This is a genomic window from Streptomyces sp. NPDC048197 (genome assembly GCF_043202395.1).
Taxonomy (GTDB): Bacteria; Actinomycetota; Actinomycetes; order Streptomycetales; family Streptomycetaceae; genus Streptomyces; species Streptomyces siderophoricus.
In genome coordinates, this window is record NZ_JBIDAJ010000001.1 from 41793 (window position 1) to 67706 (window position 25914).

The window sequence follows — 25914 nt, forward strand, 5'->3', positions numbered from 1 at the left end:
GTGGCCACCACGGCTGACCGTGGCGGTCAGGTGCGTTCGCGGGCCATTCCCACCGGGTCCTTCTTGAAGGCCCAGGTCATCTTCGGCTCCATGGCCCAGCGGAACATCCGTTGGACCGGTGGTGTGCAGAGCAGCGTGACGATGGTGCCGGCGGCGAGGGTGAGCAGCACCGCGCCCCACGGGGTGTGGATCCAGCGCACGTCGTACCAGTCCCAGAAGCGCGATCCCTTCGCCAGGAAACCGTGGAGCAGATAGCCGTACAGGGTGCCCGCGCCCAGCGCCGTGCACCACATCGTGCGGCCCGGTATCCACGCGAAGAAGCACGCCACCAGTACCAGCGAGCACCCGAACATTGCCAGCGTCATCACCGCACCGCTCCACCACGGAGCGGCCAATTCCTGTGCCGCGTCCCGGTGGTAGAACCAGGCGGCGTTCATACGGGGCGCAGCCCAGTACGCGAAGACCAGGGCGCCCGCGAAGACGGGGACGGCCAGGATCCGGGCCTTCTTGCGGCGGACCAGCTTGAAGTGTTCGGGCTTCAGCGACAGCCCGATCACGAAGAACGGAAGGAACTGCAGCACCCGCTGGAGGTCCAGGTCATCGCCGATGTCCGGGGAGATGGACGCAAGGACGGCGATGGTGAGCGCCAGCGGTACGGGCCAGCGCACGATCTTCCACAGCGGAGTGGTAAGCCGCCAGATGAACAGGGCCAGCAGGAACCAGGTCAGATACCAGGGATCCGTAAGGCTTATCGGGTAATGCGGGTCGTCATCCGCCCACCTCTTGAAGAAGGTATAGGCGACTTCGAAGAGGATGTACGGCACCGCGACGCCGGTAATCAGCCGCTGCAAACGGTCCTTGCGCATATCGAAACTGCGCGAGAAATAGCCGGAGATGATGATGAAGGCCGGCATATGGAACGCGTAGACGGTGATATACAGCGCCGCCGCCGACCGGCTGCCGTCACGGAGCGGCTCCCACGAGTGCCCCATCGCGACCAGCACGATGGCCAGGTACTTCGCGTTGTCGAAGAACGCGTCGCGCGGCTTCGCCTTGGCGCCGCCCGCGGCGTTGGCACCGGTGCCGGCCTTGGTGCCGGCCTTGGTGTCAACGGCGCCGTCGTTCGCGAGGCTGCCCCGCCCCCGTCCCCGGCCCCTGGCGCGGCCCCGGGGCCTGGCGTGCGAGGCCGAGCCGGAGGCCCGTCCACCCGCCGGTGCCGCAGCACGTTCCGCCACGGATCCGTCGGCCATTGCCCCCTCGCTCAGGGCCCGTTCACCCATGGACCGTTCGCCCATGGAGCGTTCGGACACGGACGTCCCCGTGTCGGCCGGCGCCATCGTCGCAGCGGCCGTCGTCATGTCCGTGGTCCTCGTCATGTTCGTGGTCGTCGTCGCGGCCGTTGCTGCTGCCGGGGACGCGTAGGAGGACGCATACGAGGGCGAGGGCGAGGACGAAGGGGAGTGCGGCGAGGAGTACGAGGAGGAGGACGAAGAGGAATACGGGGCGCCGGAGCCGGCACCGTGACTCGTGCCGTTCGGCGTCTGCCGCGGCGGTGGGAGTGGGACCCGCCGTTGGCCGTATACCGGAAAATCGTTGTTCAAGAAGCCTCCCGGAACGGGACCACGGGAGGAGCCGGACGCTGGCCCGCACCGGGCCGCAAATCGGAACCCAAAAGCCAAATCCTGCGTCTTAGTTCTTTTACGGGAAGGGTGGCGGCGTCGAACATCTCAGGCACCTTAGCTCCGCGGCGGGAATCACGTAAATCCCCTCCTGTCGCTGCCACCCGGCGCCCATCCACCCTCCACAGCACCTTCACGCACCGTCAGGGGCCGGAGCCGGCCGGCGGACCGTCGGGGACGCCACCCGCTATTCAATAACACCTTCGATTCCCCGGGCACGCACGGACCGCGCGTTGGTGTTCTTCGCCACGTCCCAGGCGTAGACCTGCAAGGGACGCCCATGCGGGCCGTGCAGTCGGTGGACCGCCGCCAGCCATCGCGAACTCAGCGCGGACATACGGGGGTTGATCTGGTCGGCGAAGCGGGCATAGGCCGCCAGTTTGCGTACATCGGGCGCCCCCAGGATTCCCGTACGCACCTGTGGCACCAGTGCATGCACGGTCTTCACGGTGGTCACGCTGAAGCTCTGCACCACCAGCCGGCTCCGCACATGGTCGCGATCCAGCCAACCGTGGGACCGCAGTTCCCGGACGACCTGGGCCTCGATTCCGGGATAGTCCTTAGGGGACTTGATCTCCAGCAAAAGCCGCTGCCCGTTACGGTCCAGACGCCGCAGATAGTCGGCGAGCATCGGCACCCGCTCCCCCGTGAACCGCTTGCCGAACCAGCTCCCGGCATCCAGCCGAGCGATCTCGGCGGCCGTGAAATCCCCCACCCGCCAGGGCGCCCGCCCGGGAAACAGCTTCGCGGCATTCGTGGTCCGCTTGAGCGTGGTGTCGTGGATCACCACCAGCCGGCCGTCCTTGGTGCGCTGCACGTCGTTCTCGACCCATATGAGGCCGCGGCGATGTGCCGCGTCCACGGCGGCCAGCGTGTTCTCCGGCGCGTAACGGGAGGCGCCGCGGTGCGCGATGACCATGGCTGCGGGGGTGCCGGGACCGGCCCGCGCCCCGCTGCTCACGGCGACGTCCGCGTACTCCTCCGGCCCCGACGCCATGGCCGACGACGACATCGCCGCCGTCACCAGGTACGCGACTCCGGCGGCCGGGATCCGCAACGATCTCCGAAGCATGCGGCAGCCTCCAGGTCGGTCCGGGCACGTGGGCCCCTCACATAGGCGCGTCGGGCCCGTCGTCACGCAGGTGTCCGGCCTCACTCACCACGCAGGCCCCGTGTGCCCCCGCACGGCCTCGTGCGGGGGCACACGGGCTCCCGTAGGGCCTCACTGGGGGCTCGGGCGCCGCTGGGGCTCGCTCGACTCGGGCCCTGCCGGTGGGCCTTGGGCCTTTCTGTTCAACGTGCCTGCGGGCCGGTGAGTCGGCCACACGAACGGTCCGGCGACGCCCGCGCGCGAGCCGCTGCGCCCCTGGCTCACCTCAGCCCCTTTCCGCAGCTTTCCGCAGGTCAGGGCAGGGCCGGGAGGGTGGAGCGAGGTGAGCGGAAAGCCCGGCGAAAGGCTTGCGAACACGCGTCCATTCCGGTGACCCGCCAGCCGTACCCATGAGGCCGCGCCGGCCGCCTCGCCAAGCGCCGGGGGCTGCAGTATCCGGGAGCGGTGCCTTATAGCGTTATGGCGCGTTTGGGGCCGCAGCGGGACGCCCCAGACCCGCCACGTACGCCAAGACGTCGGAGTGCCGAGCCGTGACGGGCCCGCCCCGGTGGCAGCCTGGTGTCGCAGTGCCCCCGAGGATCCGATCACCGCTGCCCGTTTCCGGAACGCAGAACTCCAGCACCGCAGCACCCCAACCCTCCAGCACCCCAACCCTCCAGCACCGCAACACCGCAACACCGCAACGCCCCAACACCGAGCAGCGCAGCACGCCGATTCAGACCCACCTGCTCTCCCCCGTCCGGCAGAATTCCTCCCCGTGACCATTCGCTTGCTGATCGCCGACGACCAGGAGATGGTCCGCCGGGGGATACGCCGCATCGTGGAGAGCCAGCCCGACATGGAAGTGGTCGGCGAAGCGGCGAACGGAGTGGCCGCCGTCGAGTTGGGCCGGGCCCTCGCGCCGGATGTGGCGCTGGTGGATATCCGTATGCCACGCCTCGACGGCCTGGAAGTGACCCGTCGGCTGGCCGATCCCGCCTCCGCGCACCCGGTACGTGTCGTGGTCGTCACCACCTTCGACCTCGACGAATACGTCTATCCCGCACTGCGTTTCGGCGCCTCGGGCTTTCTGCTCAAACGGGCCGGGCCGGCAATGCTGATCGAGGCGGTTCGGGCGGCGATGGCCGGAGACAGCCTGATCAGCCCATCGATCACCGTACGACTTCTCCAGCACGTCACGGGAAGCACGGCGGACCGTCGTACCCGGCACCGGGATTCCGTGCTGACCGAACGGGAGCGGGAAATCGCCGGAAAGGTCGCCGAGGGAAAGACCAATTCCGATATCGCCGGCGAGTTGTTCATCTCCGCGGGCACGGTCAAGACCCATATAGCCAGCATTCAGCGGAAGTTGCAGGTCCGCAATCGGGTGGGGATCGCGGTACGGGCCTGGGAACTGGGCTACGCCACCGGCCGCACTCCGGGACCGCCAGGACCCCCGGGACCGCCGGGACGGCCAGGGCTGCCGGGACCGCTGGGACCGTCGCGGTGACCCCGCCCATCACCCCTCCCCTGCAGCCCCGGGGCGCAGAGCGAGGTCCCCACACACCGCACCAAAGCCAGCCGGCCCGACGGAATGGCCGCTTCCGCCAGGCATGGGCAACGACCGCCGCGGTACTGCTGCTCGCCCCCGCCCTCCTGACCCCGCCCGGCGCCGCCCCACTCGCCATCCTGGCCGCACTGACCACTGTCGTCTCACTGCTCTCCTGGCCGATACGCCGGTACGACCTCGCCCACGTGGCTGCTGGCACGGCACTGCTGTCGCTCATCACCGACCTCGCGTACTTCGGACCGCCGAAACTCGTCGTCCTCTGGTTCCCCTTCGAGACGGTGGCACTGCTCGTTCTCCTGGGGCGGGCAGTACGCCAGGTGCACGGCTCCCGGGTGGGCCTGGTCGGCGGCCTGACCGGCGTCGCTGCGGTGCTGCTGCCCCTGCGCTACACCCTGCACGCGCCACACACCGGGCTCAAGGAATCGATCTTCGTCGCCGCGCTGGCCTTCTTCCCTGCAGCCTGCGCGGCCGGCGTCGGCCTCTATTTGCGGTCGCTGGACACCCGCCGTGCGCACGCGGTGGCCCTGGCACGCCGCGAACAACGCCTCGAAGTCGCCCGCGACCTCCACGATTTCGTCGCCCACGAGGTGACCGGCATCGTCCTGGAAGTACAGGCAGCCCAATTCACCGACCCCCCACCCTCGACCTCAACCACCAATCCCCCCAATCCACCCCACCAACACCAACAGCACCAGCACCAGGAACAGCAGGAACAACACCGCGCCCTGCTCGAACGCATCGAGCAGGCCGGGCTACGGGCCCTGGAATCCATGGACCGTACGGTGGCGGCGCTACGCACCGCGGAAAGTCACGAGCGGAGCGATGCGAAAGAGGGAAGCGCCGGGAGCGAACCCCCACCCAATGGGAACGAACCTCCACCCATCCGCCCCCACGGCCTGGCCGACCTGCCTGAACTCGTCGACCGTTTCTCGTCCATGACACCCGCCGAGGTCACACTGGAGCTCGCCGAGCTCACCGGTCCCGGTCCCGGGACCGACACCGACACCGACACCGACACCGACACCGACACCGACACCGACAGCCTCACCCGAGAGGCCGAGGACACCGCGTACCGAGTGGTGCTGGAGGCGCTGACCAACGTACGCCGCCACGCCCCGCGGGCAGACCGGGTCGAGGTCTCCGTCGGCCGGACCGCCGACCACACCCTCAAGATCTCGGTCACCAACACCGCTGGTCGAGCCACATCAGCCCGCAGCCCCCGCCAGGGCGGCGGCACCGGCCTAGCCGCTCTCGCCGAACGCGTCAGCGCCCTCGGCGGCACCCTCGAAGCCGGCCCACACGCAAACGGAAAGGGCTGGCACGTGCGCTGCCTCCTGCCCACGCCGCCCACCCGCTGAGGAGATCTCTCCTCACAAACTGCCGTCCACTCCCTCCTCCATATCTACCGATCGGCAGATGTGCCTGCCGCCGCCCCCCGGAATCCTCTTCTCGGAGCCACCGCTCCCCAGCCGAACACGCACCAACCGGAGATTCCGATGTCCGAAGGCGTCCCGTCCCCCGCCCCAGCCCCCGCACTCACCCCCACGAACACCCCCACCACCCCCTCCACACGCCCACCCCGCACCGCCGCATCCGTCACGGCGACCGCCGTTGCCTTTGCAGCTGTCGCTGCGCTCGGCCTCACCGGCTGTTCCGTGGACGCCAAAACCGTGAAGCCGGAATCGAAGCGCTTCCCGTACGCCGGCACGTCCCTGAAGCTGCTGACCCACGAGGTCGCGACGAAACTGGTGGCGACGGACCGCAAGGACATCAAGGTCACCCGCTGGTTCGACTCCGCCGCGGGCACCGTGCACCTGAAGTGGACGCTCAAGGGCGACACCCTCGACATCGACGCCGGCTGCAGCGGACTCGCCCTCTGCGACGCCAGATTCACGGTCGAGGTCCCCAAGCACCTCACAGTCACCAAGGACGGCCACCAGGCCCTCTAGGCTCACGAGACCCACCAGATCCCGAGGACCTGACGCTCCGTCTACCCCTGCCCCACTCGCCCCCTTGGCCCTTGGGCCCATTGGTCCTATGGCCCTTTGGCCCCTCAGCTCCTTGGCCCCACGGCGCCGGCTCGCCGACTTCCGCGACCGGACCGCCGGCCCCGAGACGCCGTCGCCGTAGTCCTGCCCGCCGCCGCGCCCCGGGCTACCCGGCCGGACCGGGCTCGGACGCCCGCTGGTTGATCATGCAGACCAGTGACTCGGTGACCACCGCCGCTCTGCCGACCACCGCCTTCACCACGACGGCCCTCCGCCGCACGACCACGGCTGAGACCACGACTGAGCCCGTCGCCGGCCCGCCAGACATCGCAAAAAGCCCAGGCCACATAACGTGACCTGGGCTTTTCCGCGGAGCCGCCTTCGGGATTCGAACCCGAGACCTACGCATTACGAGCACACTAGTACTCATGCCGGGCTGTGCTGAGCGGTCATGCCAGATCCCGTTTTCCCAGATCAGAGCACATGTCGCGGTCCCGCTGGTCGCGTCCCGTGTTGCACCGTCCAAAGGCGTCCGCGCTCCCCTTGCGCTCCCCTGGTCGCCTCCGGTGACGCTCCAGCCCCGGACAGCGACGCTGGGCGCCCACTCTATGGGCTGTTGTATGTATCGAACAGGTGCTATCCGGCGTCGTCATCGTGTCTCACCGTATCCGCAGTCCTGCCGGTGATCTCGATAGCGACCCTGTTCAGGGCGGCGCGCCTAAGGCATCGCCCGCGGTAGGACATCAAGCTCACCGTCTCTACGAGGCGACCGGCCTACTCGCCATGATGCGGCAGCCCCCGTGACCACGCGTTGAGACTCGGCCTACGCTCTCGGCCCATGTCATGGATCGCGTTAGTGTCCACTGTTGTTGGAGCCGTGGTTGGCCTGGGCTCAGCCCTGCTATCGGACGGCGTGCGCTGGAAGCGGGAACGCAACGACCGTCGGCTCAGCGTTCAGAGGGAGATTTACGTTGCTTACCTGAGCTCCTTGCATCGGGCCAGCCAGTCCCTGCGCGCGGTTTCGCTGGGTGATCACCCGGAGGATGTCCCACGAAATCTGGCTGCCAGGGCGGCCATGCGCGATGCGGGACTGGTCGAAACCCGGGAACATCTTGTGCTCACCGCCCCTGAGAGGGTCGTTCAGGCAGCAGATAGCGCCTTCCAAAGTCTGCGCGTGCTACGCGACCGCATCGCCCGAGGCCAGGGCATGGGTTCCCCGGAATACGAAGCCGACCTGTCGAGCTACAACCTCCACCTCCACACATTGCGCAACGCCGTCCGAGATGATCTGCAGGTCGACTCCCTGCGCAGCGACATCGCCCTCTGACCAGACCCTCCTGGGCTGGAGCAGAACTCCACCAAAGGCGTTGTGCGTGCATCGGCCAGGCGCGCAGGCGAGGGACAAGGTGCGTACGCACGGCGAATGACGGTGCTGGACAAGCTGGCTTCGCGGCGGCAGACGCGGAAGTGCGCCATCATGCGGGAGGACCTCGGCGTGACGGTCGGCGCGTGACCGCCGACGATCGAGGGTTCATCGACTGTGACTGAAGTGACGGACGACTGAGGCGACGGACGACGAGATGGCGCGGGATTACGACAGTCAGCTGCTGGAGTCGGTGGCGGTGCGCCGGCGCAGGATGCGGGATGCCCTGTTGTTCGGTGCGCAGCGGGGGCGGCGCACGGCGGATGAGCGGCTCGGGAAGGTGTTCGCGGGGATCGCGATCACAGCCGTTCTGTGTGCAGGGTGCGTGGGGTGGTCGTTCCTTCAGCACACGCTGGCGCAGCAGAAGGCTGAGCAGGAGAAGCAGCAGCGTCAGGTCCAGCAGTACGAGCAGCCGACAAGGCCGGCGAAATCGTAGAAGCCGAAGGATCAGATTCGAACGGAGTTTGCAGCATTTCCGGGGGAATGCGCGAGGAGCTGGCCATGACGGGAGATGGATTCCCTGACGCGGGTCCGGATAGAGGCCAGCAGCACGGGCATGTCCCGTTTGGCCCGAGAGTTCGTCAACGCCGCGATGATAGGTTCCCGTAAGTGGTGAGCAGAGCAACGACTTCCCGGGGGCAGCTGAGCCGAGTGACGTTGGTCGGCGAGCGACGCCGGGCTGATGTCGTCCTGCTCTCCGATACGCCGGTAGGGCAACTGATCCCGGAAATCTTGCAGCTGCTGGACGACCGGCCGGCATCGCAGCCGATGACACGGCAGTTGGTTACGGCCGACGGCTCCGTCCTGCCGCATGACAGCACGCTGGCGTCGGCCGGGATAGCCGACGGCGCTGTGCTCCGGCTCGTCACGACGCACTCCGCGCCGCCCGCCCCCGTAGTCCATGACGTCACCGACCAGGTGGCTGACGACCTCGACCTGCGGGCCTGGCGCTGGCGTCCCGCCGCGCGCCGGGCCAGCGCGGGCGTGGCGACTGTCACCTTCGCGGTGATCGCTGCGCTGCTCGCCCGCCGTGAGTTCCCCCTCGGCGCCCTCGTCGGTGCCTTCTTGGCTGTCACGGTCGTGCTGCTGGCGGCTGGTGCGCTCGTCGCCAAGGTGGGACGGGGAAATCGGGGTTTGGCGACCGCGCTTCTGGTCGCCTCCGGTGGGCTTGGCGTTCTCACCGCGTGGACAGCGGCCGATGCGTACGGCTGGCCGGGGACCGCGCGGCTCGCCGCCGTCACGGGCGCGTTGGTCGTAACGCTTATGTTCCTTGGTTACTTCTCGCCGCTCGGCAAGGGCGGGCTCGTTGGCGCCGTTACCACCGCCACGATCACCATCGTGTGGGAGGCAGTCGCTGCCGTCCAGGATGATCCGGCGCGACTCGGCGCTGTGATGGCTGTCTTCTCTCTCGTGCTGCTCGGTGTGCTGCCCCGGCTGGCCCTGATGGCATCGGGTCTCACCGCGCTCGACGACCGCCGCTCGGGCGGCGTCTCTGTCAGCCGTCACCACGTGGGTACCGCTCTGGCAGCGACGCACCGCGGTCTTGCCCTGTCGACGACGGTCACTGCGGTGTCGGCAGTCTGCGCCGGCTGGCTGCTCACCCTGGCTGAGATGCCGACCGTATGGACAGTGATGCTGGCATCGCTCGTCGTGGTGGTCCTGGTGTCGAGGACACGGGCATTCCCACTGGTCGCCGAGGTCGTCGTGCTCTTCCTGGCCGCATCGAGCCTCATCGTGCGTCTCGTGATGATGTGGATGGAGCACGCAGGGGGTGGCGGGCCGCTTGCGGTGCTGTGCGTGGCTGCGGTGCTGCCGCTGGTCGCCTTGGCGGTGCAGGTGCCCGAGCATGTGCAGGTGCGATTGCGGCGCATGGCCGATCTGGTCGAGTCCGTTGGCATGGTGGGGCTCTTTCCGCTCGCCTTCGGAGTGTTCGGTGTGTATGGGCAGCTGCTCAACCAGTTCTGAGTCGATGTGCCGACGGTTTGGGCCCGGCAGCAGCAGGTTTGGGGGTGAGGGGCAGACATGCCGAACGGAGACGGCTGGCAAGGGGATGTGCTGCGCGACCTGAGAAGCGGTGCCCAGCAGGGTGCTCAGGGCCCCGGCGGACAGGCGTACCACGCTTCCGCGTCGGGTCCGGACCTGCCTGCACAGAGCGCCCAAGCGCCGGACGCCGCCCATGGGAGTGGTGCGCCCCGGCAGGCCGGCTACCCGCACCCGGGGCAGGAGCACCAGGCGGGCCATCAGGGCGGCTGGCCGCAGCAGGTCAGCTCCCAGGGGCAGAAGCAGCAGAGTCCCGCCACGACGTACGCTCCGAGGCCCCAACCACCTCACAGCGCCCCCGGCTCTCGGCCTGTGGTGGACGAGGGCCTGGCTGGCGCGGTGCGGGTCAAGCCGCAGCACGGCGAGTCCTTCACCGCGCGTGCCGCACGCGCCCTGCGGCGGACGCTTTCCTCGTCAGCGGCGCGCGAGGTCGCCGAGGTCACCCGCACCGCTCAGGTTCTCCAGCAGCCCGTGACGACCGGGCGGCAGATCGCGGTCACCTCCATCCGGGGCGGCTCGGGCAAGTCGACCGTCGCTGCGCTGCTCGGCACCACGTACTCGCACTACCGGCAGGACCCGGTCCTCTTCCTGGAGGCCGATCCGGCACTCGGCTCGCTGCCGCTGCGTCTCGGGGCCAACACGCGGCGCTGGACCACTAGCGATATTGCGGACATCGTCAAGCCGGACATGTCGCTGCTCGACGTCACCGGCTATCTCGTACAGCTCCCCAACAACGCCTGGTTGCTGCCCGCGAGCCAGGGCGAGATCGGCGTGATGCTGGACAGCCGGGCGTACGAGCGGGCCGTGGTCGCGCTGCGCCGATACTTCGGTTTGATGGTGATCGACTGCGAAACGCTGCCTGCCGAGGTCGCCCGGGTCGCACTCGCCGCCGCCCATGGCCGTGTTCTGACCACGCCTGCCACGCCGGAAGGCGTCACCAGTACGTATTCGGTGCTGCAGTGGATGCAGGGGCTGCCCCGGCATGTGATCGCCGGCACGATGGTCGTGCTCACCGAATTGGTGCCCCACTCGGGACTCGACCTGAGCGAGGCCGTTCAGAAGCTCCAGTCCACCGGGGTGAGCGTCCAGGTCCTGCCGTATGACAGGCACTTGGCGGCCGGCGGACCGGTCCGTACCGAGTTCCTCGCCGCCCCGACCAGGGAAGCCGCCGCGCGGATCGCCGCGGACGTCTTCCAGCTTTCCCAGACACGCTACTGACCGGATGCCGAGCCCGACCGTGAACAACGGACGACGAACCGTGAATGACGGACGCCGATGAGTACCCGACTGATCCACCGCCCGGCCAGGACTACCCGGCCCACAGCCGCCTCCGAGGCGCGCATCATCGAGGCCCCGCCCAACCTCCCCGAGGGCAAGGCGGGCAACATCGCGATGTCGCTGCTGCCGGTTGCCGGTGTCATGTCATCGGTGGTGATGATGACGGTGGTGCGCAACAGCCAGTTCGCCGGGCTCGGGGCGATCATCCTCGTCGTCACCGTCATCGGATCCGTCGCCCTGGTCTTCTCACAGCGCGGCAAGGCCCAACGCACCCGCCGCACCCAGCGCGAGGCGTATCTGGCCTATCTGGAGGACCTGCGCGAGGAGCTTGCTGCCGAGGAACGTGACCGGCGTGAGCGCGCGGAGGTGCTCAACCCACAGCCGCCCGCCCTGTACGACGTCGTGCGCGATCCGGCGCGCCTGTGGGAGCGCCGTCGTATCGATGGCGACTTCCTGCGCGTACGCGTCGGCACGGGCGAGATGCCAGTGCGCGATTTGCAGATCGCCCAGCAGGGCTCGTCCGTCCTCACCCCACCTGACCGCTTCATGCTCAACGAGGCGTCGGCGCTGATGGCTCGCTTCCGCACCGGCACCGAACTCCCCCTCACCGTCCCGCTCGACCGCGTCGGCAATATCAGCGTCATCGGCCCCCGCGAGGACTGTCTGCGCGTCGCCCGCGCTCTGCTCGTCCAGGCCGCGGCCCTGCACGCCCCCGACGATGTGGCGATGGCGCTCGCGGTGCCCGGCGACCAGCTCGCCGATTGGGAATGGGCGAAGTGGCTGCCGCATCTGCTCGATGCCGAGCAGCTCGATGGCCCTGTCGCCGCTCGCCGTATCGCCCCCTCCGCGCCGCAGCTCGCTCGGCAGCTCGGCCCCGAACTGCGCCGCCGAGCGTCCTATGCGGCCGAGGTACGCCGCGGCCTGTCCGACAACGACGCCCTGTCCATGACATCACGGCTGCTCGTCGTCGCTGACGGACACGGCGAGGACGCCGTGGACCTGCCGCGTCCTGACGAAGCAGTCGGGCTGCGGGATATGGGTGTCACCGTGCTGCATCTGCTTGAGCAGAGGGTGCAGGAGCCGGGGCATGTCTCCGTCCGGATCACCGTCGACAGCGACCAAATAGTCATCGAGGATCTGCGCGGGCAGGAGCCGATCAGCGCGCACGGCACTGTGGACGAGGTCGCCATCCCGTTCGCCGAGGGGCTGGCCCGGATGCTGGCCCCGCTGCGGCTGTCCGCCGAATCGCTCACCGACGCGCCGCTGACCGGGCCCGTTGACTTCGCCGAGCTGCTCGGTGTCGACGACGTGGCGCGCCTGGACCTCCCGCACCTGTGGGCGCCGCGCGGCGAACGTGCCTTCCTACGCGTACCCATCGGCATCAACGACTCCCACGAACCGGTGCTGCTGGACCTGAAGGAGTCCTCAGAGCTCGGCATGGGCCCGCACGGCCTGTGCGTCGGCGCCACCGGCTCCGGCAAGTCGGAACTCCTGCGCACCATCGTCCTCGCGCTGGTGGCCACCCACCCGCCGGAGGACCTGGCCCTGGTCCTCGTGGACTACAAGGGCGGTGCGACCTTCGCGCCGTTCGCCGACCTGCCGCATGTCGCCGGTGTCATCACCAATCTGGAGAACCAGGCGGGCCTGGTCGAGCGCGTCCACGCCTCACTCGCCGGCGAGGTCAAGCGCCGCCAGCAGGTCCTCAAGGACGCCGGCAACGTCGCCGACATCGGTGACTACGCCGCGCTGCGCGCCAGTCGGCGGGCCGACCTGGAGCCACTGCCGCACCTGTTCGTCGTCATCGACGAATTCGGTGAACTCCTCACCGCCAAGCCGGACTTCATCGACCTGTTCCTGTCCATCGGCCGCATCGGCCGCTCCATCGGCGTGCACCTGCTGCTGTCCAGCCAGCGCATCGAGGGCGGCAAGCTCAAGGGCCTGGACACCTACCTCTCGTACCGACTCGGCCTGCGGACCTTCTCCGCCGACGAATCCCGTACGGTCCTGGACACCGCGGACGCCTTCCATCTGCCGCCCCTGCCCGGTTTCGGCTACCTCAAGGTCGACACCAGCCACTACGACCGCTTCAAGGCAAGCTACGTCTCGGGCGCCTACCGCGGCCCCGTGCAGCGCTCGGAGGAAGAGGACACCGGGCCCCTCGCCTTCCCCTACGAGACCTTCAACACCACCGTCGATGCGGATGATCCGAGCACGCAGGAACCACAGGTGCGGCGTCGCGAGATGGGGCCGACGGAGCTGGGTGTCATGGTGGAGCAGCTGGCGCACGCCGCCGGGCCGGTGCGCCGCATCTGGCTGCCCCCGCTGCCCGACGCGATCTGCCTCGACACGGTCGCCGGTCGCCTGGATGTCGGCCCGCGCGGGATGCAGCTGACCAAGCGCCGCGGCCCGCTCGAAGTACCTCTCGGCCTGCTCGACGACCCGACCCGGCAGTGGCAGGGACCGTGGTATCTGGACCTCACGCTGGCGGGCGGCCATGCCGCCGTCATCGGCGGCCCGCAGTCCGGCAAGACGACGCTTCTGCGCACCCTCGTCCTCTCCCTGGCGCTGACCCACACTCCGCAGGAGGTCGGCATCTACGGCCTCGACCTGGTCGGCGGCGGACTGGCGGCGCTGTCGGGCCTGCCGCACGTCGGCGGCATCGCGAGCCGCGCCGACCGCGAACGCGCAGCCCGCACCGTCGAAGAAGTACGGGCCATGCTCGCGGCGCGGGAGGAGCTCTTCCGCGAGCATGGCATCGACTCCGTCGAGCAGCTACGCACCCTGCACGCCGCGGGCCGGCTGCCGCAGCTGGCCTCCGCCGAGATCGTGCTCGTCATCGACGGCTTCGGCGCGCTGCGCGACGACTTCGAGGAACTGGATGACGACGTCACCGACATCCTCAAACGCGGCGGCGGTTACGGCATCCACGTCGTGGCCGGGATGCTGCGCTGGAACGACGTACGCATCGCCGTCCAGTCGAACTTCGGCACCCGCGTCGAGCTGCGGCTGAACGACCCCAGCGAGTCGAGCATCGACCACAAGCTCGCTGCGACCCTGTCGCCCGACGAGCCCGGCCGCGTTCTCACCGATCGCAAACTCTTTGCGCAGGTGGCGCTGCCCCGTACGGACGGACTTGCCGACACCGCTGATCTCGGCGCTGTCCTGGAGCGGGCGGTCCGGACGGTCCGAGCCACCTGGAACGGCGAGGTCGCCCAGCCGGTACGGGTGCTGCCGCACGTCGTGGAGCCCCACCTCCTGCCGGGCCCGGTCGCCGAACCCCTGCGGGTGCCCATCGGCCTGGACCAGACAGCGCTCAATCCCGTTGTGCTCGACTTGTTCCAGCATGACCAGCACCTGCTGATCATGGGCGACAGCGAGTGCGGCAAGACGAATCTCCTGAAGACCATCGCCGGCGGCCTCATCGAGCGCTACAGCGAGGACGAGCTGGTCTTCGCCGTCATGGACCCCCGACGCAGCCTGCGCGGCGCGATCCCCGAGGAGTTCAACGGCGGCTACGCCTACAACGCCAAGATGTGCGCGGGTCTGGCCACCGGTATCGCCACCGTCTTGGACAAGCGGCTGCCCGATGACGCCGCGGGCCCCCAGGACCTGGAACCCGGCAGCTGGGGTGGCGGCCCGCGGATCGTGGTCCTTGTCGACGACTACGACGTGCTCACCACTGCCGGCCAGGAACCGCTGGAACCATTCCTTCCGTATATTCCCTCCGCGTCGGACATCGGCCTCCACTTCGTCCTGACCCGCCGCGTGGCAGGAGCCTCACGCGGCATCTACGAACCCCTGGTGCAGGGCTTGCGCGAGTCGGGATCCTCAGCGCTCCTCATGGCGGGCGACCGCGGCGAGGGCCAGCTCTTCCCCGGGGTCTACGCCTCTCAGCAGCCGGCCGGGCGCGGTGTCCTCATCCGCAGAGGCCAGCCCAACCGCCTGATCCAGACCGTGTACTCCCCCGGGTGACACACCGGAGAGCTTTCCCGCGCACCCGAGCCACGCCCCGTACGGCATCCATGCCACGAACGACGAAGGACTAGACGACCCCATGACCAAGGATGTCATCGCCCTCACGCAGCGCATGCCGGACCCGTCGGCCATGCTCGCGGGCCTGCTCTCCGGAGGCCCCGACAATCTGGTGGACATGACGGGCGAGGGCGCGGTCGTGCGGCTGTGCGACGGTGAGGGCCGACCGCTCGTCTCCGTCGAGGCACCGCTGCTCGTGCAGGTCGACGGCGAGGCCGAGCGGCTGCTTGGAGCCACCCCGCCAGCGCTTCCGTACTGGTGGACCGAAGCCCGCGCCACCACTGGTGTCGAGGAAGCCGAGCGGCTCGCAGGTACCTTCGCTGCCCGGCTGGCGGCTTTGGCCGACGGCTCCGCCTGGCCGTCGGAGGCTGCGCAGTCCCTGGCCGTGGTGAAGACCGACGGTGTGAGCGTGGCGTCCACGCCCGATGCCGCGCAGCCGGCCGTCGACGTGCTCACCGACAAGGTCGCCGTCGTCATCATGGACCGTCCGGTGATCGCCATGACGGCCTGGTTCCAGGATGCGTTCCGCACCGCCGCCAACGCCGAGCTGGGTCTCCAGGTCGTCACCCCGCCAGGAACCATGCTCTCCCCGGCCGTACGCGCCAGCCTCAGCAACTGGCCCTGCCGCTGGGTCGTGCGTGACGAGCACGACGGCTACTACGACGGGTTGGCCGGAGCCGTATTGCGCTGGCAGGACGGCATGTTCGCACCGGTGCTGGCGGCCGACGCAACTGCTGGCGATCCCCGGACCCCGGTGGCCGCCTCCTACCAGGAAGTCACAGCCGCCGGCGAGCATCAGCTGGCCATTACGTTCCGCACGGTCCACCCCGCTGACGAACGTCTGGTCCTTGGCGGTGCGCTGGAGTCGATATGGCGCGAACTCACCGGTGAGCCCCCCGCCGGTTGGGGAACCGCGGAACCCGCCAATCTCCCCTGGTCGCCGCGTCAGATGACCGACCTCGCCTACGAGCGGGCGCCGGAGCCGACCTGGTTCGTGGTGGTCGGCAGCCCTGCCCGGCCGGGCCTGGCCACGGTGCGTGTAAGCCGTACGAAGGCGGGCGTGGAGGAGCACGTCACGCTGATGTTCGGCTACGGCCCCGACGAGGAACCGCCGGTGGACGCCCTGCCCAGAGCAGCCGAGCAGCTCGCCACCCGCCACCGGCTCCTTTCGATGCTCGTCCAGCTCCGCAAGGCCCACCGCAATCTGACAGTGCCGCCCCGCTTCGAGGGGCCCGGTGTCCCGCTGGCCTTCGTGCTCGGCGCGGAGGAAGTCCGCCAGATGCCCGGCGACCGTGCCCGGAACACGCCGCTGTCCCAGCCGCCTGTTCCCCTCGGCCCGAAGAACCGCCCTGCGCTGTACTACCCGCTGCCGGGAGACCCATCGGATCTGTCCGGCTGGCAGGACTTCGAGCGCCTGATGCGACATCTGAAAGGCGAGTGAGAGCACCTGGACGTTGGGGCCGGCCCCGTGCACGTCCACAACTTCCAGCACATCGCAGCAGGTGACGGGTGGGGCTCCTGGCAGCTTTGAGCCATTGTCACACCCTGCTCATAACATAGTGATTGTGAATTGCACCGGCCATGACCCGGTTGATAGGCATGACCGTACATACGATCGTCAAGTCCGGCGGGGGGAGCCCGATGAAGTTCGACATGGGGGCGCAGACGCTCTCGACCCTGAGGTCGAAGTCGCAGGGATCGAGCACGGAACTGGGCACGTTGATCCACCAGCTCGTCCAGGCAGCGCAGCCGTTGGAAGGCAAGTTCAACGGCTCGGGCAAGGCGGCCTTCGACTCGTTCAAGTCGCGGGCGGACGAGATCACGTCGGCGTTGAACAGTGCGCTGGCCGCGATCGTGGGCGGCCAGTCGGGGATGGAGTCGGCGTTCGGCTCAGGCGTCCAGGAGCAGGCTGACAACGCCCGGCAACAGATGTCGGCGGCGAACTTCGACGCGGCCCGCTTCTCGGGCCGATGACAGCCTGATCGCGGCGAAGTACTCAGACCCTAGGGGGAGTGATTGTGATGGCTGCTGGCATGGACCGTCGTTCGTACGACTCGGGCGCCTCGGCAGAGGCGCAGGGCAACATCCAGGCGGTGATCGGCCGTCTGGAGCAGGTGATCGCGGCGCGTGATGCGCAGGTCAAGGCGGCGATGGCGGACTTCGCGGCGGATGGTGTCGCGGAGGAGTACCACGGCAAGGAGCAGCGCTGGAACCGCGCCTCGCAGGAGGTCAAGAGCATCATCCACTTGCTCAAGACGACGCTGGAGAAGAACGACGCGACCGCGCACCAGACGCTCGCCCGCGCGAAGGCGGCTGTCGACAACATCGGCTGAGCCAGTGCGGCGCACCAAAGGCGAAGCAGTCCTTCTCGGTGCGCCGATCGCCAATTCGGGTTGCTGGCCGCCTTGGGGCGGCGGCGCGTAGGTCGTGGTGTGTGGGTTACAAGAGAGAGGAATGCGGGGGGCATTCATGGCGTCATGGGACATTCAGCCGCAGGGCGTGCAGGGCCAATTGAAGGTCGTCGGCACGCACGCCGAGGACCTGGGCAAAGCTCTCAACACCCTGCTCTCTGACATCCAGGAAGCGGCTGAGGCAGCGGGTACGGCCGTGCCGGGCACGAGCGCCATGACGCCGATGCGCGGGCCGATGACGCCATCAGGCAAGCCGCTGGGACCGGTGGCTCCCGAATTGTTGCCGCACAAGGCGACAGGTCCGGTCGCCGCAGCGCTGGTCGAGTACGTGAACGGCCGCAAGAAGGGCATGAAGGCGATGGCCGATCGCTGCCAGGCCGCGGTCCTGGGCGCCGCCAAAGCCACCAATGAATACGTCCAGGGCGACCTGGAAGCGGCCAAGAACGCCCAGACCGCCGCCCGCAACGTGCGGCTGGAGGCTCTCAAGGACTTCGGGGGGAAGAAGAAGTGAGCGGCGGACCGGTCGACCCGGACGACGTACCGGTCTACACCGGCAATCTGGAGGTCCTCGAAGCCAAGGCGAAGGCGCTGTCCCGCGGCGGCTCCACGATCGAAAGAGCCGGCTCGGACGTCCACAAGTCCTTCGGCGGCCTGGCCGCCTTCTACAAGGCACCCGAGGCGGAGCAGCTGTTCGGCGTCACCAAGCCGGTGGCGGACAAGGCTCAGGACCTCAGCGAGGACATGCACGTCATCGCCAAGGCCCTGGGCACCTACGCCCATGAGATCACTCCGCTGATCGCGAAGTTCAAGCAGCTCAAAAAAGAAGCCGCCGACTTCCAAGCCAACGAGGCCGCCGAAGACGACTGGAGCGAAGACGGCGACCTGACCGACGAGAACCTCAACCGGCGCAACAAGATCGCCGAAGTCTGGACCGCGTTCCAGGAAGCCGAACGCAACTGCCACGCCAAGATCGTCGGCCTCGTCCACGGCAAGGCACTCCACGTCATCGACGCTACCCACAAGACGGGGTACGGCTACAACGCCGAAGACCTCAAACAGGCCAAGAGCCTTCCCTGGGGCGACGCGGTCGAGGAATCCATTCCCGGGTGGCAGGTGTGGGAGCACGCCTGGGAATTCGGCAAGGGCTTCGTCGTCGACGGCGGGTTGGCTGGCGCCAAGGCGCTGAAAACCCTGTTCGGCGGGTACGGAGGGGACGCCGCCGGCGAGGCGTGGCTCGGCCTGGCCAAGCTCTCCACCGGTTTCACGATCACCATGCTACCCATTGTGGGCCCCCTCTACTTGGGCATACCAGGGCACATGCTCCCCTCCTGGCTGCAGGAATCGCGTACCGCGATGATCGAGACCGGCAAAGCGTTCGTCGCCTGGGACCAGTGGGGAACGAACAATTCTCGGGCCGCCGGCGCGGTCACCTTCAACGTCCTGAGCGCCGTCATCACCCGAGGCGGCGGCAGCGCCGTGTCAGCCGCAAGCAAGGCCGCCACGGCAGCCAAGGTCATCTCCGTCGGCAGCAAGGTGGCCCAGGCCGTCGACCCGATTACCTACGTCGCCAAGGGCGCAGGCGTCGGCCTGTCCAAGGTCCGCGGCGTAATGGCCGGTCTCAAGGACGCCGGCCACCTCGAGGTCCCGAAAATCTCCGACGGCGCCGTCAGCCTGCCCGAAGGCTCCCTCAAGATGCCGGACGGCACGATCCAGCTACCCAAGGACGCCACCATTCCGGAAGGGGCTACGAGGCTCCCGAACGGCAATATCAAGCTGCCCGAGGACACAGTCACCTTCCCGCCGGACACGGTGAAGGACCCGTCCACCGGGAAGTACATGAGCGGCAAAGGCGACCTCTACAACGAGGACGGGAGCCTCTTCCAGCGCGCCGAAGACGCACCCAAGGAAAACCCTGCCCAACCCACCGCGGGCGCGGACAACCCGCGGGTCGAGGCACCGGTCCGCCAGGAACAGCGAATCCCGGCCGGCGTCGGCGGACGCGGCGACGACGCCATACGCGTCGGCTCGGAGATATCCGACCCGGTGCGCGCCACGGACAGCCTCCCGACCGGCCGCCCCGACACGACTCCGGGCGGCACCGCGGGCCACACACCTGGCGGCCGGGCGGGCGACCACATGCCCACGAACAACCTGGACAACAGGGCAGGGGGCACCGGCCGCACCGGCGACAACAATCCCACGGGCGGCGCGGGCCACACAGAGACCCCGTCCACGGGCGGCGGCCACGACGTGCCAGGCGGTTCCACGACCGACAATGCCATTCCGGGCGGCTCCTCCACGGACAACGGCATCCCGGGCGGTGGCCACCCAGACCCCCCGTCGACTGGCGCCGGCCACCCAGGCAGCGATGACGCAGTCCGTGGCTCCGACGACGCGGCTCACCGAGCGGAGTACGAGGCTGCCCGCGAGAAGCCGGCCAGCGAGCGGACGCCCGCAGAACGGATGGCCATTACCCGCGAGCACGTCCGGTTGGCCAATGAGAACCCGGTTTGGCGCGCGGAGCACTACGACAAGTGGGGGCCCGGCAAGCGCAACAGTGCCGAGGAAATGGTGGACGGCCAGCTCCTGCCGAAGCTGGTAGAGAAGCCGGACGGCAGCTGGATGGCGGCCGACGAAATGCCTTACGCGAACCCGAAGCAGTTCCACAGCACTCCCCTGGTGAGAGGCCGGGACACGGTCGCTCCGCACGAGCTCCACCACCTTGACGACGTCTCGGCCAAGCGCATGGCAGGCATGGAGCTGAACAAGGCGGAGGGGGACTTCAAGGACCATCCAACCCATGAGACCGCGCAGGCGCTCGCCGACGCGCAGAAGCACTACGACCAGACCGTCGGCGTGGACGTCTCCAACAACACCAAGCTCGGCGAAGCACTCGGAGAAGAGGCCGCGAGGCGCCACATGCTCCTTCAGGAGGAGTTCGCGGGCGCCAAGGAGGTCGACGACCCCCCTCTGCCGGAAACGCCCAATGGATCCAAGAAGTTCGATCAGCTCTGGCGTGACAAGGACGGCAACCTCATCATCGTCGAGGCGAAGGGACCCAATGGAACACTGGACTGGCGCCAGGGCAACGGTGAGCTCGACGCCAACACCAAGGTGCAGCAGGGAACCATCGAGTACGTCCGCACAGTCGTGGCCGACATGAAGGAACGGGCCTTCACATCACCGGGCGATGCCAAGTACGCCGCGGAGATAGAAGATGCCATCGACAACAAGACCCTGCGCTACGTTCTCGTCCAGGCGACCGAGAACACCGGTAGTTATGCTGGGGCCGAGCTCAAGCACTTCAAGCTCTTCTAAGGAGAATCGCGTTGGTCTCGAACATCCCCCGCCACCCCTTTCCCACGGGGAACGCGGAAGAGGGCCTCGCCGTACTCCAAAGCAGCGCACAGAAGCTGATCGACGGGCTGGAGGCGCGCTCCACCAGACTGGGCGATGCCCTGGGCACCACACTCACGCTGGCCAAGGCGCACTGCCTGATGGACCCGAGGGCGGCGATCTTCCCCACGTGGGATGCCTGGGTGAATGCGATGCAGGTCGGCTCCGCAGTGTTCGCTGCCGCGACCACGACCGAAGCGCGAGTTGAGTGCCGCATTGCGCACAAGGATCGGATACTCCAGGCCACCGGCCCGCAGTGGTACGTGCACCCGAACACCTGGCTCACCGCCTTCTACCTGGCCGTGGTGTGCCGGGAACGGGACAGGATCACGGCCCTGAGCCAGGTGCCGCTCTCCCTGCTGCGCGAGAACGGCTCGCGTTTCGACGAGTTCCAATTTGCCTGGATCGACACCCTCCAGACCTACTGGCTCGGCGGCCCCGACCTCGGCCAGAAGCTGGTGGCCGCGGTGGACGGCACGGACCCGGAAACCGTCACCGACCCGGAGACGGTGGGCAAGCTGATGTACCCGGCCATGGAGATGTTCCACCGGATCGTCCGCAAGGACCATGCCGGCTTCAACCGTGCACTCGTCGCCGCCCTCCAGTGGCACAAGGAGTACTGGACCGAAGAGGACCGAGCCGCCACAATTCCGGGCCTCGTCGCGCTCGCCCCCCTCGCCATGGCCTGCATCGCCCACGACGCGGGCATCCCCATCGAGGTCGAGTCTGAGTACCTTCCCGCCGTCCTCATCAAACGCAACTGGTGCGGCGAGTTCCCCACGTGAGACACGTGGAACAGATGGCAGCCGTGGTTCCCGTCATGGAAGAGTCGCTGTCGGAGTCGCTGGAGAGGATCGAGACCTCGCACAACTCCAGGTCGGGTGCCGTCATGGGGTCGCTGAACGTCGCACTCGTCCGCTCTGTGGGGGACCCCGGTGCCGTCATGCTGGAGACGTGGGAGTCCTGGCTGCTGGCCATGCAGGTGCATTCGGCTGTCTTCGCCGCCACCGATTCCGATCGGGAAACGGTCACCTGCAAGATCCGCCAGGAGGAGCGCCACCTCGCCACCACCGGGCCGCAGACCTACCTCAACGCGGACACCTGGCTCGACGCCTTCTACCTCGCGGTCATCTGCCCTGAAGCAGCCCGCCTCGACATGCTGGCCCGGATCCCGGTATCCCTGCTGCGCGACTTCGGCGGCGCCCTGGACGAGTACACCTACGCCTGGGTGGAGACCCTCCAGAGCTTCTGGCTCCGCCGGGACGACCTGCGCACGCACCTGGTGCGCGCCGTGGACCTGAGTGCTCCCGAGCACGCCCGCGTCGTCGACGCGGAGGAGATGATCAAGCTCCGCTACCCGCCGATCATGATGCTCTACCGCTACCTGCGCAACGACGCCGCCGGTTTCACCGAGGCCCTGGCCGACGCCGTCCGCTGGCACAAGGAGTACTGGACCGCCGACGAAGACCGCGCCCACAACACCCTGGGCGTCGTGGCCCTCGCTCCGCTTGCGATCGCCTGCCTGGCGAAGGCCAACGGCATCCCGGTCGAGGTCGAGACCGACTACCTCCCCAAGGCCCTCCTCGACTTCGCCTGGCGCGGCGAGTTCGACGCGTAACGCGTCGCGAAGGCCCGCACCACGAAGCGCGGTGCGGACCCGCGCAGATCTGCCGATGTAACCGAACTCGTCCCGGCAGGCTAGTACTCATGCCAGCTGTGCTGAGTAGTCGCGCAAGGTCCCGCTTTCCCAGTTAAAGCGGGAGGGCATAGAGCAAGTGAGGGGGCGCCGGCGCCTGTGAAGCGCTGGCGTGCACCCCCTCACCGCCCAGATGTCTCACCTGGTTTGGTTCGCCTAGGTCATGCACCAACCAGAGTCGCAGTCCCCGTCGCCTTCGTCATCGCTCGGCACGTCAGGTATCGCCGAGCCAAGCGGGATACCGTAGCGGGTGAGGTACGCAGCATCCCGACCGAGAGCTGCTCTTCGACCGTTGATGAATGCCTCGAGCTGCTGGGACTTGGCGAACAATGCCGGGTCCGTTTTGCGCAGCTCCTGCCAATCACTGACCGTATGGAATGGGCAAAAGAAGCAGGAGCTCTTTGGGGGAACGGGAAGGCCCGCCTCGCGGATGAGGCGCGTGCAGTCCTCGCGGCGTAGCCCTAGGTCCAGCAGAGGATAGGTTATCTGCTCGCGGGGATCACTCCTGCGCCTGTTCGCTCGATGGATCTCGTCAACTGAGATGCCGATGCCGACAGTCGCAGGAGATTCGGCGGTGGCGCCGTGCTCTCGAAGCCATCTCGAAATCACCTTGATCTTGAAATCGGCGGTGCAGCTGCGTCGGCCGGGAGCCCCGTTGGCCATGCGGACGGGGATTGGTATCGACCTCGCTTCTGGCTTGTGGAGCCTCTCCCAGAGGGTCTCGGTATCACCAGTGCGGCGTCGACGCTCTAGTGTGTGGAGGTCGATCCCGTTCTCCTGCGCGTACGGTTCCGCATATTCCTCAATAAATTTCAGCGTCGCGGGATTCTCGCTATCATCGCCCACATTGGAGAAGAGGAACGTTTGAAAGTCAATTCGGCGCTGCGCAGCCAGCACCAAGAGCGCCGTTGACTGGACGCCCCCTCCGTAAGAGATCACCTTGACGTGAGTCTCCGCCATTTCTCTCCTCGCTTCGAGCGTCTACTGGGACGACACAACCAACGACACCTCCTCGGAGAAGTCAAACTGCTTCTGCAGCCAGGTGGCACCAGAAATGTGAGTAGCGTTATAGGCCCTGGAAGGGCGAGTCCCAAACCATCGGATATTGATGGTTCTGGCGGTGCAGTTGCCCTATCCACACCCGGCTGACATGAACAAAAGAAACGAATATTGAGCTTGAACTTATGGGTGTCGCGTGGTGGTTACCGTTCTTGATCCCTGCGTTACGCCGTGGGTATGCGGTACGCGCAGGGCGGTGGGGCTGACCGCTGACGAGACTTCCGTGAGGGGCTGCGGATGCAGCCAGCCGAGCGGTTCGCCCGGGGCGATACGAAACTCGGGACGGCGGACTGCTCCCGACCTCCTCTTGCTGCGAGCGGTGGCTGATCTACTAGGCCCTGCCGCCTCGCCCCAGCGGAAAACTGCGGACGCACGCCGACAGAACGAGGGATCATGAGCCATGCGTCCGGATGGCTGGCACCTCACCGAAGACCTCGACGACTTTCTTGCCCGAGCCGGAGACTTCCTGCGCTCGCGCCCTGCCCTGCACACCGTCCCGCTGACGGTGGCCGAGGCGCTGCGTACGCGCGGGGCGGACGCGTACGGCGCCGAAGCCCCCATCTTCGGCAGCCTTGAGCGGGCGGGCGAGGTCCGCGCGGCCTTCTTCCGTACCCCGCCGCGCCGCCCGTACCTCACCCCGCTCACCCTTGAGGAGGCCGACACCCTCGCCGCCCACCTGGCCCGCCTCGGCCACCGCCTCTCCGGCGTCAACGCGGACCACGAGACCGCCAGCGCCTTCGCCGATGCCTGGGCGCGGCACACGGGCGCGACGCCGACGCTGCACGAGCGGGAGCGCCTGTACCGCCTCGGCACACTCACACCGCCGGAGCCACTCCCGGAGGGCCGAAGCCGAGTCGCGGGCGAGCAGGACCGTGAACAAATCATGGTCTGGCACCGCGAGTTCATCACCGCCATTGGAGGAACGCCCGCTGCAGACAACAGCTCATGGGCGGATGCACGCATCGCCCAAGGACGCGTCACGCTCTGGGAAACCCCGGACGGCACCCCCGCCTCCATGGCGGGCGTGACCCCGATGGTCGCCGGCCAGGTCCGGGTGGCCCCCGTCTATACCCCGGCCCACCTACGCGGCTGCGGTTACGCGGGCGCCGCGACGGTCGAGGTGAGTAAGGCCGCGCTGGCCGCAGGCGCAGCGGAGGTCCTACTGTTCGCGGACCTGGCCAACCCCACCAGCAACGGTCTCTACCAGCGGATCGGGTACCGCCCGGTTACCGACTTCGCGGTGTACGACTTCTCGTGTGCCGGGCCGGAAATTCGTTGAAGGTCTGTGGGGGTCCCGTGACGTCAGCGCAGCGAACACCCCTGCCATCGTGGGACTTCGCCACCAGGATTTGCTCCTCGCAGCTCGCCAGCAGTTCGGCGGCCCGATCGTCCTGCTCTGGGAGAATCTCAACACCCCCTCACCAGCAGCATGAGGGAGTTCATTGTTACGCCGGACCATCTGGTTCGCACGATCGGACACGGCTACGCAGGATCCAGTCCAGCACCGACCTCATCGACGGCTGTCTGGCCAGCTCCGGACTGGGCTGGCACGAGCACGCCTGAACGTGCGCTGGGCCAGGCCCAAAACGTGTGGCAGCGGCAGAGGAATCGGCGCAGGATAGCGACGTGGTCCAGATTCGCACTGCTTCTTCAGACGATGTTGCCCTGCTCGCAGCCCTCAACCACATCGTTCATGACCTGCACAAACGACACCGTCCTGACCTGTTCGTTGACTCCCCGGAGCCAGATGACGTTGAAGCCTTCTTCCGATCTCAGATAGCCGATCCGTCCGTCACCGTGCTCCTCGCCGATGGAGCGGAAGGCAAAGCCCTCGGATACGCCCTCGCCCGGGTCAAAAATCGGCCCGGCAGTTCTCTGACACACTCAGACGTCATCATGTCTGTGGATCAAATCGCCGTAGCCCCCGATGCTGCCCGTGCTGGAGTCGGCACAGCACTGCTCGAAGCCGTACGTGAAGTAGGACGCGCGGCAGGCTGCCGACGCCTCGTCACGGACGTTTGGTACTTCAACGAGAGCGCTCGCGAGTTCTACCAAGCCGCAGGCTTCAGCCCAATGAACATGCTCTTGGATCAGCAGCTCTGACTTCGAAGCTTGCCCAGCCCATGGCCTGGTCAGTGACCATTGCGTCACCACCGTGATGAGTTGGCACGCGTGGATGACTTCGAGGCCCGTACGGGGGCGAGGCATAGGCGCCAAAGACGTGCAGGGCCTCGCTGTCTCCGATACCTCGG

The 25914-nt window shown here is 67.8% G+C and carries 21 protein-coding genes; 18 read left to right on the forward strand and 3 right to left on the reverse strand.

Annotated elements, in window-relative coordinates; genetic code table 11:
- Positions 1 to 26: 26 nt before the first annotated feature.
- A complete protein-coding gene (locus tag ACGF4C_RS00240) occupies positions 27 to 1280 on the reverse strand; it encodes an acyltransferase family protein (protein WP_393562801.1) in 1254 nt (417 codons plus the stop codon).
- Positions 1281 to 1293: 13 nt separating this feature from the next.
- Here ACGF4C_RS00240 and ACGF4C_RS00245 point away from each other — a divergent pair, with 13 nt between their 5' ends.
- Positions 1294 to 1422 carry a hypothetical protein gene (locus tag ACGF4C_RS00245; RefSeq protein WP_393562011.1) on the forward strand — a complete coding sequence of 43 codons (129 nt, stop codon included), beginning with the start codon at positions 1294 to 1296 and terminating at the stop codon, positions 1420 to 1422.
- 444 nt (positions 1423 to 1866) lie between these two features.
- Here the strand turns inward: ACGF4C_RS00245 and ACGF4C_RS00250 are convergent, their stop codons facing one another.
- Entirely contained in the window at positions 1867 to 2751 is an 885-nt protein-coding gene (locus tag ACGF4C_RS00250; RefSeq protein ID WP_393562013.1) for a glycerophosphodiester phosphodiesterase, read from the reverse strand.
- A gap of 796 nt (positions 2752 to 3547) precedes the next feature.
- Here ACGF4C_RS00250 and ACGF4C_RS00255 point away from each other — a divergent pair.
- From ACGF4C_RS00255 to ACGF4C_RS00325, 15 genes are all read left to right on the forward strand, one after another.
- Complete coding sequence (locus tag ACGF4C_RS00255) at positions 3548 to 4279, forward strand: response regulator (protein ID WP_393562014.1); 732 nt, start codon at positions 3548 to 3550, stop codon at positions 4277 to 4279.
- On the forward strand, positions 4276 to 5697 hold the full coding sequence (locus ACGF4C_RS00260) for a sensor histidine kinase (RefSeq protein WP_393562016.1): 1422 nt from the start codon (positions 4276 to 4278) through the stop codon (positions 5695 to 5697). Before ACGF4C_RS00255 ends, ACGF4C_RS00260 begins: the two co-directional genes overlap by 4 nt.
- A 297-nt stretch (positions 5698 to 5994) precedes the next feature.
- Positions 5995 to 6288, forward strand: coding sequence for a hypothetical protein (locus tag ACGF4C_RS00265; RefSeq protein WP_393562018.1), 294 nt, complete (start codon positions 5995 to 5997; stop codon positions 6286 to 6288).
- An 877-nt stretch (positions 6289 to 7165) separates the two neighbouring features.
- On the forward strand, positions 7166 to 7654 hold the full coding sequence (locus ACGF4C_RS00270; protein ID WP_393562020.1) for a hypothetical protein: 489 nt from the start codon (positions 7166 to 7168) through the stop codon (positions 7652 to 7654).
- 253 nt (positions 7655 to 7907) lie between these two features.
- Positions 7908 to 8186: a hypothetical protein gene (locus tag ACGF4C_RS00275; protein WP_393562021.1), complete on the forward strand. Its 279-nt coding sequence runs from the start codon at positions 7908 to 7910 to the stop codon at positions 8184 to 8186.
- A 173-nt stretch (positions 8187 to 8359) separates the two neighbouring features.
- Positions 8360 to 9715 (forward strand): type VII secretion integral membrane protein EccD, encoded by a 1356-nt coding sequence (eccD, locus tag ACGF4C_RS00280; protein WP_393562023.1) that lies wholly within the window; start codon positions 8360 to 8362, stop codon positions 9713 to 9715.
- A 57-nt stretch (positions 9716 to 9772) separates the two neighbouring features.
- Positions 9773 to 11008 carry a MinD/ParA family protein gene (locus ACGF4C_RS00285; RefSeq protein WP_393562024.1) on the forward strand — a complete coding sequence of 412 codons (1236 nt, stop codon included), beginning with the start codon at positions 9773 to 9775 and terminating at the stop codon, positions 11006 to 11008.
- 57 nt (positions 11009 to 11065) lie between these two features.
- Entirely contained in the window at positions 11066 to 15040 is a 3975-nt protein-coding gene (gene eccCa, locus ACGF4C_RS00290; RefSeq protein ID WP_393562026.1) for a type VII secretion protein EccCa, read from the forward strand.
- A gap of 82 nt (positions 15041 to 15122) precedes the next feature.
- Positions 15123 to 16541 carry a DUF6177 family protein gene (locus ACGF4C_RS00295; protein ID WP_393562028.1) on the forward strand — a complete coding sequence of 473 codons (1419 nt, stop codon included), beginning with the start codon at positions 15123 to 15125 and terminating at the stop codon, positions 16539 to 16541.
- Positions 16542 to 16741: 200 nt separating this feature from the next.
- Positions 16742 to 17074 carry a hypothetical protein gene (locus ACGF4C_RS00300; RefSeq protein ID WP_362919680.1) on the forward strand — a complete coding sequence of 111 codons (333 nt, stop codon included), beginning with the start codon at positions 16742 to 16744 and terminating at the stop codon, positions 17072 to 17074.
- Positions 17075 to 17121: 47 nt separating this feature from the next.
- Complete coding sequence (locus ACGF4C_RS00305; RefSeq protein WP_393562030.1) at positions 17122 to 17433, forward strand: pore-forming ESAT-6 family protein; 312 nt, start codon at positions 17122 to 17124, stop codon at positions 17431 to 17433.
- A gap of 136 nt (positions 17434 to 17569) precedes the next feature.
- Entirely contained in the window at positions 17570 to 18022 is a 453-nt protein-coding gene (locus ACGF4C_RS00310; RefSeq protein ID WP_393562032.1) for a DUF6507 family protein, read from the forward strand.
- Positions 18019 to 20829, forward strand: coding sequence for a hypothetical protein (locus ACGF4C_RS00315; protein ID WP_393562034.1), 2811 nt, complete (start codon positions 18019 to 18021; stop codon positions 20827 to 20829). The genes ACGF4C_RS00310 and ACGF4C_RS00315 overlap by 4 nt, the downstream gene beginning before the upstream one ends.
- An 11-nt stretch (positions 20830 to 20840) precedes the next feature.
- Complete coding sequence (locus tag ACGF4C_RS00320; protein WP_393562035.1) at positions 20841 to 21692, forward strand: immunity 49 family protein; 852 nt, start codon at positions 20841 to 20843, stop codon at positions 21690 to 21692.
- 35 nt (positions 21693 to 21727) lie between these two features.
- Positions 21728 to 22525: an immunity 49 family protein gene (locus ACGF4C_RS00325; RefSeq protein WP_393562037.1), complete on the forward strand. Its 798-nt coding sequence runs from the start codon at positions 21728 to 21730 to the stop codon at positions 22523 to 22525.
- 234 nt (positions 22526 to 22759) lie between these two features.
- On the opposite strand, the gene ACGF4C_RS00330 is transcribed toward ACGF4C_RS00325, so the two are convergent.
- Positions 22760 to 23563, reverse strand: coding sequence for a phosphoadenosine phosphosulfate reductase (locus ACGF4C_RS00330; protein WP_393562038.1), 804 nt, complete (start codon positions 23561 to 23563; stop codon positions 22760 to 22762).
- Between the two features lie 499 nt (positions 23564 to 24062).
- Here ACGF4C_RS00330 and ACGF4C_RS00335 point away from each other — a divergent pair, with 499 nt between their 5' ends.
- Both ACGF4C_RS00335 and ACGF4C_RS00340 read left to right on the forward strand, forming a co-directional pair.
- Positions 24063 to 24941 (forward strand): GNAT family N-acetyltransferase, encoded by an 879-nt coding sequence (locus ACGF4C_RS00335; protein ID WP_393562040.1) that lies wholly within the window; start codon positions 24063 to 24065, stop codon positions 24939 to 24941.
- A 347-nt stretch (positions 24942 to 25288) separates the two neighbouring features.
- Positions 25289 to 25765 carry a GNAT family N-acetyltransferase gene (locus ACGF4C_RS00340; RefSeq protein WP_393562041.1) on the forward strand — a complete coding sequence of 159 codons (477 nt, stop codon included), beginning with the start codon at positions 25289 to 25291 and terminating at the stop codon, positions 25763 to 25765.
- Positions 25766 to 25914 lie beyond the last annotated feature (149 nt).

Excerpts from the sequence above, each read along its gene's own strand:
- ACGF4C_RS00275 (WP_393562021.1), top strand. The coding sequence starts at position 7,908 with ATGGCGCGGGATTACGACAGTCAGCTGCTGGAGTCGGTGGCGGTGCGC.
- ACGF4C_RS00305 (WP_393562030.1), top strand. The coding sequence starts at position 17,122 with ATGGCTGCTGGCATGGACCGTCGTTCGTACGACTCGGGCGCCTCGGCA.
- eccCa (WP_393562026.1), top strand. The coding sequence starts at position 11,066 with ATGAGTACCCGACTGATCCACCGCCCGGCCAGGACTACCCGGCCCACA.
- ACGF4C_RS00300 (WP_362919680.1), top strand. The coding sequence starts at position 16,742 with ATGAAGTTCGACATGGGGGCGCAGACGCTCTCGACCCTGAGGTCGAAG.
- ACGF4C_RS00295 (WP_393562028.1), top strand. The coding sequence starts at position 15,123 with ATGACCAAGGATGTCATCGCCCTCACGCAGCGCATGCCGGACCCGTCG.
- ACGF4C_RS00310 (WP_393562032.1), top strand. The coding sequence starts at position 17,570 with ATGGCGTCATGGGACATTCAGCCGCAGGGCGTGCAGGGCCAATTGAAG.
- ACGF4C_RS00240 (WP_393562801.1), bottom strand. The coding sequence starts at position 1,280 with ATGGGTGAACGGGCCCTGAGCGAGGGGGCAATGGCCGACGGATCCGTG.
- ACGF4C_RS00270 (WP_393562020.1), top strand. The coding sequence starts at position 7,166 with ATGTCATGGATCGCGTTAGTGTCCACTGTTGTTGGAGCCGTGGTTGGC.
- ACGF4C_RS00335 (WP_393562040.1), top strand. The coding sequence starts at position 24,063 with ATGCGTCCGGATGGCTGGCACCTCACCGAAGACCTCGACGACTTTCTT.
- ACGF4C_RS00330 (WP_393562038.1), bottom strand. The coding sequence starts at position 23,563 with ATGGCGGAGACTCACGTCAAGGTGATCTCTTACGGAGGGGGCGTCCAG.
- ACGF4C_RS00250 (WP_393562013.1), bottom strand. The coding sequence starts at position 2,751 with ATGCTTCGGAGATCGTTGCGGATCCCGGCCGCCGGAGTCGCGTACCTG.
- ACGF4C_RS00325 (WP_393562037.1), top strand. The coding sequence starts at position 21,728 with ATGGAAGAGTCGCTGTCGGAGTCGCTGGAGAGGATCGAGACCTCGCAC.
- ACGF4C_RS00245 (WP_393562011.1), top strand. The coding sequence starts at position 1,294 with ATGGAGCGTTCGGACACGGACGTCCCCGTGTCGGCCGGCGCCATCGTC.
- ACGF4C_RS00285 (WP_393562024.1), top strand. The coding sequence starts at position 9,773 with ATGCCGAACGGAGACGGCTGGCAAGGGGATGTGCTGCGCGACCTGAGA.